At 45.8% G+C, this 507-nt stretch carries 1 protein-coding gene; it reads right to left on the minus strand.

The window, feature by feature from the left end; all coding sequences use genetic code 11:
• Positions 1–507: Hint domain-containing protein (locus tag HK25_RS12600; RefSeq protein WP_198945994.1), on the minus strand; the 507-nt coding region annotated here is incomplete at both ends.

Here is a 507-nt window from a genome sequence, read left to right on the forward strand (position 1 = left end):
CATCAAAAAACAGACAATGCTCTGAGGTAATCAGCATATCTTTAAATGGCACACCCTCAGCCACGGCATTTTTCAGAATACGCACAGGGTAGCCCGCTTCATCATCTGGTAAATGAGGGCGCACAGTACAATATGATCGGCCAACCCACGTGATATGCCGTATCACTTCAATACTATTAACATACGCAATAACTTCATCGTTCATGGATAAGTCCTGAACCGGAGTTATGCCCGATGGAGTTTTAATCAAACTACCCGGCAAAAAACAAATTTCCGATTCAGCCTGCAGAACATCGTAGGTAGATCCAGCTTCTAATGTTGTAGCAATAGATGTTCCTCCTGCCTGTACGATCAGGGCTGCTGCCGAGCCAACGTAAGCACTGGTAATTACACCCCCACTATTAATGTAGAATGTATCACCATTTCCATCCTGCGAGTTCCCGGCAATAATAGAGTCACTAACAGATGATCCGCCGGCGTATACATGCCCGGCATCTGATACCAGAG

The sequence above is a fragment of the Acetobacter sp. DsW_059 genome (assembly GCF_002153695.1).
In the GTDB taxonomy this organism is placed as follows: domain Bacteria; phylum Pseudomonadota; class Alphaproteobacteria; order Acetobacterales; family Acetobacteraceae; genus Acetobacter; species Acetobacter thailandicus.